Annotated in this window: 9 protein-coding genes; 4 read left to right on the forward strand and 5 right to left on the reverse strand. The window is 46.3% G+C overall.

All coding sequences use genetic code 11. The annotated features are described in order from the left end of the window. Positions 1 to 509 precede the first annotated feature (509 nt). From DACE_RS16635 to DACE_RS17710, 4 genes are all read left to right on the forward strand, one after another. Positions 510 to 1034, forward strand: coding sequence for a Tll0287-like domain-containing protein (locus tag DACE_RS16635; protein ID WP_006003313.1), 525 nt, complete (start codon positions 510 to 512; stop codon positions 1032 to 1034). 296 nt (positions 1035 to 1330) lie between these two features. Continuing rightward, positions 1331 to 2086: a GGDEF domain-containing protein gene (locus tag DACE_RS16640; RefSeq protein ID WP_006003315.1), complete on the forward strand. Its 756-nt coding sequence runs from the start codon at positions 1331 to 1333 to the stop codon at positions 2084 to 2086. 257 nt (positions 2087 to 2343) lie between these two features. Then, complete coding sequence (locus tag DACE_RS16645) at positions 2344 to 3216, forward strand: PhnD/SsuA/transferrin family substrate-binding protein (RefSeq protein ID WP_272940879.1); 873 nt, start codon at positions 2344 to 2346, stop codon at positions 3214 to 3216. Next, positions 3213 to 5198 carry a diguanylate cyclase gene (locus DACE_RS17710; protein ID WP_006003320.1) on the forward strand — a complete coding sequence of 662 codons (1986 nt, stop codon included), beginning with the start codon at positions 3213 to 3215 and terminating at the stop codon, positions 5196 to 5198. The genes DACE_RS16645 and DACE_RS17710 overlap by 4 nt, the downstream gene beginning before the upstream one ends. Here the strand turns inward: DACE_RS17710 and cobA are convergent. The 5 genes from cobA to DACE_RS18925 form a co-directional block, all read right to left on the reverse strand. Continuing rightward, positions 5189 to 6448: a uroporphyrinogen-III C-methyltransferase gene (cobA, locus tag DACE_RS16655; protein WP_006003318.1), complete on the reverse strand. Its 1260-nt coding sequence runs from the start codon at positions 6446 to 6448 to the stop codon at positions 5189 to 5191. The two genes, DACE_RS17710 and cobA, sit on opposite strands and share 10 nt — an antisense overlap. A gap of 59 nt (positions 6449 to 6507) precedes the next feature. Then, positions 6508 to 6951, reverse strand: a complete 444-nt coding sequence (locus tag DACE_RS16660) for an MOSC domain-containing protein (protein ID WP_006003322.1) — start codon at positions 6949 to 6951, stop codon at positions 6508 to 6510. 140 nt (positions 6952 to 7091) lie between these two features. Continuing rightward, positions 7092 to 7937 carry an HDOD domain-containing protein gene (locus DACE_RS16665; protein ID WP_006003324.1) on the reverse strand — a complete coding sequence of 282 codons (846 nt, stop codon included), beginning with the start codon at positions 7935 to 7937 and terminating at the stop codon, positions 7092 to 7094. 23 nt (positions 7938 to 7960) lie between these two features. Then, a complete protein-coding gene (locus DACE_RS16670) occupies positions 7961 to 8743 on the reverse strand; it encodes a methyl-accepting chemotaxis protein (RefSeq protein ID WP_006003326.1) in 783 nt (260 codons plus the stop codon). After that, positions 8740 to 8971: hypothetical protein (locus DACE_RS18925; RefSeq protein ID WP_337442381.1), on the reverse strand; the 232-nt coding region annotated here is incomplete at its 5' end. The genes DACE_RS18925 and DACE_RS16670, both read right to left, overlap by 4 nt.

The raw sequence follows: 8971 nt of genomic DNA on the forward strand, positions 1-8971 counted from the left end.
TGTCTTTAACAAGTTGTTTTTGCTGCTCGATATAATTTTTTTGAACCTGTTCGGCATTTCCTTTCATGCTGGCCATCGGATCCAGAATGAGAAAATAGCCAATACTGACCGCCAGAAAAATGCTGGTAAGAATGGTCGCAAACAGGTTAATCGCTGTAATTCTAAGTTTTGATCGCATCGTATATTTCACATGATATAGCAATTAAAGAGCCGACATTATACCTGTGAGAAAAATAAACAACAAGAGCATCTCTAACAAAAAAAACAATTTAAATGAGCGGGCGGAACACAAATAAATCTGCTACCGAACAACGGTTCAGCCAACAGCACCCTTTACATCCATCCTAACGCATTTATAGATAAATTCCAGAATTCCCCCTTGATATCCCCCATATGCCAACACAAATCAAGAGAAGTCATCAAACGGATATCTCTGGACAAATCAGGTTAAACAATGCCATCGTTAAAAAAAATAAACATTATTCGGGCCAACCAAAAGGAGTCTGTCCATGAAAACGCTTGTCATCCTGGCACTCGTCGTCTTGATAACCATTCCCGAATCGGCACAAAGTGAAGACAAACTTGCCATCGCTCAGCAATACATCGGAACCTTTCAAAAAAATCTGATGAAAGAACTCAAGCAAGGACTTACCCATGGCCCCACCCATGCCATCACGATCTGTCGCGACCGGGCACCACAAATCGCCGCAGAGCTATCGAACAACAGGGTCACCATCGGACGAACGACAGCCCGACTGCGTAATCCCCTCAATGACGGTCCCGAATGGACAGCCCCCTACCTCACTTACTTTAACAACCATCCTGAAGACAGGAAAACACTGTCAATCCCTCTGTCAGACGGCAAACAGGGCTACGTAAAACCAATCTATATCCAACGTCCCTGCCTGAATTGTCACGGTAAAAGCATCACACCAGAAGTCGCTGAAACACTCCAAAGCAACTACCCACGCGATCAAGCCGTTGGTTACGATCTCGGCGACTTCCGCGGAATCTTTTGGGTAGAGATCAAATAACGCCGCCACATTTTTCTGCCATAAACACCCCCGCGAGGGAAGAGTCATGACCCGCATCGTGACCTTCCCTCCCCTGCTATAATGCGTGATGGGTTGCTATTTCTCCTCTAATGCCGTATTCAGATCCACCGTCTCTGCATTCACCCACCTTTTCTAATATCTAAATATTCAGAAATAAAAGGCATTTTTTTTGCATGCTTATTATTAACTCTGTCACACGCCATAGCTATAAACAGCCGTGATAAGTGAGTAGTTATACATTTCAATGTTTTTTATATTTTGGGAGGAACGGTTAAATGGCTGAAAAATTCTTTAAATTCAGTCAGGACACGATCTGGCTGTTTTTAGCTGTCGGAATTGTACTATTTATCTCTATTCGTTATGACCTTATCGCAACCATTGCCATCCTGATCAATGATCATCGCGAATTGCGACTTCATGAAATCCTTACCGCGTTGTCATGTGCCATTGTTTTTGTTTTGATCTTTGTCTTCCGTCGATTGAAAGAGTTGGGCACTTGCCGTTGCCGCCTGCTGGACACAATCAGGGAGATCAATGCTCTTTCAACAACAGACCGACTCACCGGTCTGAATAATCGTCGTTATTTTGTCAAAATTGCCGCACGGGACGTTGGGATATCACTCCACGCAGGTGGATCGCCACTGGTCGCTATTGTTGACATTGACCACCTGACATCCTTAAACGATGCATTCGGACAAAACGTTGGTGATTATGTCTTGAAACAAATTGCAGAATTGATCTCTGACAATCTCGCAGAAACTGACCTTGCGGCGCGGTTCAGAGGACCGACATTTATTATTTTGTTAGGTGATAGTGACACCACTACAGCCGTTAAACGTTTTGATGCATTGCGTCAAAAGATTTTCGACAGTATCTTTTTTATTGATTCGGACAAGGTCTCGACATCCGTCAGCATTGGCGTTGGCAGCAAACAGGAAACAACCCAATCGTTAAGTGACCTGATCAATGATGCCGAGATTGCCCTTTTTGAAGCAAAAGACTCCGGGCGAAATCGTGTCGTTTTGCGCTAAAAAACCAGACAGTCTTTCAACAAACAAGCTGCCACAAATCAAAACACGCCACAAAACACCATGTGGCGTGTTTTTTTACATGCTGCCACTGCACCACTTACCTCATCAAAAATGAGCCATCATTTTGCATTTCGTACCATTTCTTTAAGTTGCCACAAATACTAATTGCCAATTTCGGGCTAAATATTATAATTTGATTAAAATAAGATCCATTAACGGGGTCGACTTTTACTCCTTTTTCCCAAACAAGGTGACTTGTGCACGTTCCTTTTTCTTTTAAGATCCTTGTTTTGGTTCTATTTTTTTCCGGATCAGGATTCTCTTCCCTGACGTCAGCTCAAGAACCGTTACGCTTTGCTCCTCTCCCAATGGTTCCTGAACGGCTTCTTAAACATGACTTTGAGTCTTTTGCGGAGTACCTGTCCCAACAAACAAACCGGCCGGTTGAATTGGTTTTGGAGAAAAGTTATCGCAAGTTACTCGACAGTCTTCTTGCCGATAAAATTGATCTTGCGTATCTGGGACCTCTCCCTTTTGTTTTTTTGACCCAGCAGGATCCAAGTTTTGTTCCTATCGTCCGCTTCGTCGATAAATCAGGCCGATCAACATACACCTGTTGTCTGGCCGACTTTCGCGGTGATCACATCAATGTCGATTCAGATCGTCCATTGCTGGTTTCTCTGCCCCAACCCTATTCGACTTGTGGTTATCTGATGAGCGAGAAATTGCTCAACCGACATCATTACAGTTTAAGTAATGGAGGTTACATCTATTCGGGCAACCATTCGGAAAGCGCTCTGGATGTTTTACGCGGTGTAACCCAGATCGCTGGCTTAAAAACCTCAATTGCTGACAAATATCACCATCTCGGGCTGCAGGTCATTGAACAAAGCCCCCCGTTACCAGGTTTTGTGCTGATCGCGAACCCTCGAACGGTACCGCAAGAGCTGATAAAAACAATTCACAGTCGCCTCTTGGCCCTCGATCCACAACACACAACCAAGGATGCTGAAACAACCCATTTATGGGGAGAGGGGATTCGCTACGGTGCCACGGAAGTCGACACCAGTGATTACGATGTCATCCGCGACATGCTTCAACAGATTGCCATTCCGGGAATAGACCCATGAAGACAATCCATGCCATCGTTATTTTTCTCGTCGCGGTAGTATTATCGGCCGTCTTAATCGGTCAACGCTATAAACAGCTTATGAACGACCACCTGATGATGCGTGAGTCGAGCCAAAAAGTCGCCCTGACGACGGTAACCAACACGTTGCGATTGGTGTCACGTTCTTTAGCCGATGAAGTCCTGCAAAAAGAGGACTTGCTTAAACTCGTTCACGATATTGTTTACAGCGGGAAAGAACAACGCAACGAATTACGAGGCGAGCTTTATCGCTGTCTCTACCAGATGTATGCCCGCATCAGCCAACACTCTATCCGCCAGTTTCATTTTCATTTCCCTGATGGCCGATCCATGCTGCGATTTCACGCCCCAGACAAAGCCGACGATAATTTGCGCCCCTATCGACCTTCAGTAGTCATTGCAAACCGCCAGCACATTGAAGTTCACGGTTATGAGAGTGGCCGCATTGTCCACGGTTTTCGGCATGTTTATCCACTGAATTATCATGGTATTGATATCGGCAGCGTCGAAATCAGCAACTCCTTTCAACAAATTAACAAAGAGCTCAGCGCAATCACGAAACCAACAAAAACGGAACTGCTGTTTCTGATGGACAAATCAGATCTGTGGTACAAGCTGTCAGAGGGACTGGACAAACTCTACACCCCTTCGTCACTGAATCCAGATTATGTTATCGAGAATCAGGATGCCTCGGCCTATGACCATTTCGGTGGGACCATACAGACATCACCATTTCTTGAACAGTTGCAACTGCAATTAAAGAAACGTTCTGACCTGAAAACCCGCATGGCAGAGGGAAATGACTTCTCTTTCGTGGTTCGTTATTCCAGCCAGCTCTATTCCGTCATTTTCCATTCCATCCGCAACGTCTCCGGCCAACACGCTGCCTACGTCGTCGCCTTTACCCCGGAACCTTATCTGCGATCATTACTGTTGAATTCAATCATTCAGTTCGGTGTGGCCCTAATTCTGTTTGTGGTGATTTTCCATTATCGCATCGGCCTGACCCTGTCGAGAAAAAAGCAGGAACAGACCAAAGACTTTCTCATGACGTTGTCAGACAACATGGGGCAAGGAATGTACGCTACCGACAAAGAGGGAAAGCTGACATATATCAATCGTGAAGCGGAAAAGGTTCTCGGCCTCACAAGCGAAGAGAGCCTGAACAAATGCGCCCACGACCTGTTTCATGTTGATGACAGCGGTCACGAACAGGGCTGTTTTATTCTGAATGCAATAATTGAAGGGGCAACCTGCCAGCAGGAAATGGCCTTTTTCCGCAATCGACTCAACAAAGAGTTTCCCGTTGAATTAACCTGCACACCGATCTTTACGGAAGAGAAGATTGTCGGCACCATTACCCTGTTTCACGATATCACCCAACGATTGAAACACCAGCAGGAACTGGTCGAGGCCAAAACGCAACTGGAAGAGGCCAATCAACACCTCAGCGAATTAGCCCGCGTCGATGCTTTGACCGGCATTGCCAACCGGCGTGAATTTGACCAGACTCTGTCCAGTTTATGGAAAAGCTCGTATCGCAAAAAGGAACGCCTTGGAATTTTGATGATCGATATTGACCACTTCAAGTTCTACAACGATCAATACGGCCATCAGAAAGGGGACAATTGTCTGCAGCAAGTTGTTCAAGCGATTTGCCAATCTTGCCTGCGCCCCGAAGATTTTATTGCCCGCTACGGCGGTGAGGAATTTATTGTACTCTTACCTCAGACCGCCCATGATGATGCGGTGCATGTTGCCAAGCGGATACAACAGAAAATCGCTGAAAAAGCGATCGCCCATCAAAAATCACCAACAAAGCCTGTTATTACGTTAAGCATCGGCGTATGCAGCATGATTCCGCATGATCTGAGTTCAGAGCAGCAGTTCATAGATTGTGCCGACCGCCGCTTGTACGTGGCTAAGAACAATGGTCGCAATCAGATTTGTGATCAGGACTGAGGGTCAAAGTGAGGCAGGATATGATGCAACTCAACGACCGGACCAAAAACCAGCACAGCCGGCCGTGCAGCAGTTTTAGCCGTTTGCGGCAATTGACAAAGAGATGTGGTCACCGTTTTCTGCTCAGGGCGTGAGGCATTGGAGATGATTGCTACCGGCAACTCAGGGTCCACGCCCTGCTCCAGAGCAAGTGCTGAAATTTGCTCGGAAAAACTCAACCCCATCAACACAACCGTCGTATGGTAATCGAGTTTCAATAAGGGAAGCCAGGCGCTGTTAATACGGCTGCCGGACAGATGAGCTGAAACAATCGACAGATTCGCCGCATAGCCACGCGCCGTCAAAGGAATACCCGCAGATGCTGGCCCGACCAGCGCAGAACTGATCCCCGCCACCACACTGACACGAATTCCGCGTTCGGCCAGATAGCGCGCCTCTTCAGCACCACGCCCGAAAATATAAGGATCACCACTTTTCAACCTAGCGACATGGTGTCCTGAACGCGCATAATCAAGAATCAGATCATTGATCTGCTCCTGCTTAAAGCTGTGCGCACCCTTCTTTTTACCGACATAAACTTTTTCCGTCTCCGGTGGGATCAGAGCAAGAATGTCATCGGAAATCAGATGGTCATATAAGACCACATCCATTTCCTGTAAACACTGATAAGCCTGCAGTGTCAACAAGCGCACATCACCGGGACCACAGCCGATCAGAAACACCTGAGCCAGCTGCTCACGTATCTGGGCCCGGGTTTTATCCGTGTTAATATGACCAGCCTGACGCTGCGCGGCTTTCTCATCGACAAGATCAGCCACGTGCCGGGGAATCACACGTTGAATCCGATTGCGGACCTCCTGCCCAATTGTCGGACTCGCGCCATCAGTTGAAACAGCAATCTTCAAATGACCGTAGTTCAGTAACGATGAGAAATAAAAATCACATTGTGACGGTACATCAACCCGATTGACCAGCACACTACGTTGATTTTTTTCCCCATCAAGCATGTGTCCAACATGCCTATCGCCGGTAGCATCGACGATAATCTGATAACCGGCAAAATCAGATTGTTCAATCTCCTTTTGCACTGGAGTTATCGGCAAACCATTAAAAGACTCACCAATATGCTGAGCAATCACAGTAAAATCAATTTGATTATCGAGCAGAACCTGAGCTTTTTGAAAAGCAACCTTACCCGCACCCAGCAAGAGGATACGCGGATTTTTCAACAGAATTGGTAATGTCGACACGCTGTTCTCCTGAACACTGTCCGCAATGCCCCAAGAAAGAAGTTTGCGATGAAAGCACCCTATGGATAGGTTATATGAATTTCATCACCAGAGCGAATTGCGCCGCCTTCAATGACTTTGACAAAAATTCCTTGCGTTGGCATCACACAGTCACCAGCCTGATGATAAATAGCACAACGTTGATGACAGGTTTTTCCGATCTGCGTCACTTCGAGAACAACATCAGCGATCTCAATACGTGTGCCAAGATCTGTCTTCAACAGATCAACTCCTGATGTCACGATATTTTCGGCAAAATCTCCGTCCGCAAGGGTCAACCCTTTGGCGCGCATCGTATCGATACTTTCTTTGGCCAACAAGCTTACCTGACGTTCAGTGCCACCATGAGCATCCCCGACAATACCATAGTCCTCAACAAGTTGAATTGAATCGACGGCTTTTTTCTGCTCTCCGGTCCGCTCACTTATGCAAACAGCAACCACTTGTCCTAAACCATGTGCCATATCACACCTCCGACAAAAAAGATTTGCCGTCATTGTCAAATGTAGACAGTATCGTGTCAAGAAAAATAATTGACAAAAACACTCAGGTTAATATTTTTAAAAAAAAGGGGCAAACACCCCTTTCTTTTAAAAACAATTTATTACCCCATAAAGCTTTCACGATTTTGTTCAAAAACTTCGTTGAACTCTTCGAGAAGTTCACCAACACGTGCGTCAGAAAGATCAAAATAAGTCGCTCCGGGACAGGTCGCTACGTCAATCTCATCATCTTCCTGACGTTGTCCGATACCAAGCCGCTGACATGCTGCTGAAGATAAATTAACAACTGCAGACAGTCCAGCAATATCATTGTCAATGTCTACCTGATCAAAATCCATTTGGTGATGAACAACTTCAACCAGCAAAGGAGCAATTTTCCACGAGTCAAGAACGGCCGCTCCAACCAGACTATACGGATTAGAGAAAACCTCTTGCTCCAAAGTCAGGTAATCACCGGCACCATTGTAAACCGCTTCAACGAGCTCCTGGTAACGTTCAGAATCATTATTGTTCCGAACAATTTTCCCCAGATTGCTGAACAATCCGGCCATAAAAGCTTCTTCTCCATTAACATGGTCGAGCTTGCTACTGAAATACCGTGCCGCCAAAGCACAACCAATAGACTCTTCCCACAACATTTTTTCAAGAAGCCCAAAGGATTTATTAACACTACTCATACTGGAAGCGAGAACCAGGCTCCGAACCGTACGCTCACCCAAGATAACCAAGGCGTTCTGCAACGTTGTCACCTGTCGCGACAAACCATACATGGCCGAATTGGCAATTTTGAGCATTCGGGCTGAAACAGCAGAATCCAATGAAATCGTTTCCGCCAATTTTTTCACTGATGTATCGGGATCCTGAAGAAGCTCCAGAACCTTGACTGCGACAATGGGCATCGGCGGAAGATCACCCACTTCACCAATAATTTCAGAATAATCCTGCATGGAACGTCATACCCTCTCAGTACTTAATACTTGCCAAAGTCATCATCATCCAAAGCAATTTGAACCGGAGCACTGTCCTGCGGAGAATGCCCCCACTGATCATCATCCTTTGTGGATGAAGTCATTTTAACTGGTGCAGGCATTTTTGGCAAAGGAGAACTTTGGGTCATTTTCTGTTTCAAGCGAAAGCGGGTCAAAATTTCGGCGAGTTGTTCAGCCTGGCTGGACAGTTGTTCTGCAGCTGCAGCGCCCTCTTCAGCACTGGCCGTATTCTGCTGAGTAACCTCATCAATTTTAGCAATCCCGTCATTCACCTGGGAGAAACCTTGAGCTTGTTCACTCGTTGCAGCGGATATTTCAGCAACAAGATCACTCACTTTCTGAATTTCTTCTACAATGGCATTAAACGCCTCTGACGTATTGTCAGCGATTTCAGCACCATGTTCCGCTTTATTCACTGAAGTTTCAATCAGAGCCGCAGTTTCCTGAGCAGCTTTGGCACTCCGTGCCGCAAGATTGCGAACCTCTTCAGCAACAACAGCAAATCCTTTTCCATGTTGTCCAGCCCGAGCAGCTTCAACCGCAGCATTCAAGGCAAGCAGATTCGTCTGGAAAGCAATCTCATCAATCACTTTGATGATTTTCGAAATATTGAGTCCCGACTCATTGATATCGGCCATGGCCGACACCATCTGGCGCATTTGCTGACTACCGCTATCGGCTGCACCTTTTGCCTGTGTCGCCAACTGATTCGCCTGTTTTGCATTATCAGCGCTTGCGTTTGTCTGAGACGCCAACTCATTCATGGATGCTGAAATCTCCTCAAGAGAACTGGCCCGAATCGTTGCTCCTTCAGACAGCGTTTGACTGCTGTTGGAAACTTGACCCCACCGGAGGCGATTTGTGTGCCCGCAGCCTGAAAACGCATCAGCACGTCATTCAGATCGTCACTAACCTTTTTAAGGGCAATTCGAATTGAATCCTTGACTATCTTTTGGCCACCACCTTCAATCGGCCGAATCCCCTTTCGGCGA

Origin of the sequence: Desulfuromonas acetoxidans DSM 684 (assembly GCF_000167355.1) — a bacterium.
In the GTDB taxonomy this organism is placed as follows: domain Bacteria; phylum Desulfobacterota; class Desulfuromonadia; order Desulfuromonadales; family Desulfuromonadaceae; genus Desulfuromonas; species Desulfuromonas acetoxidans.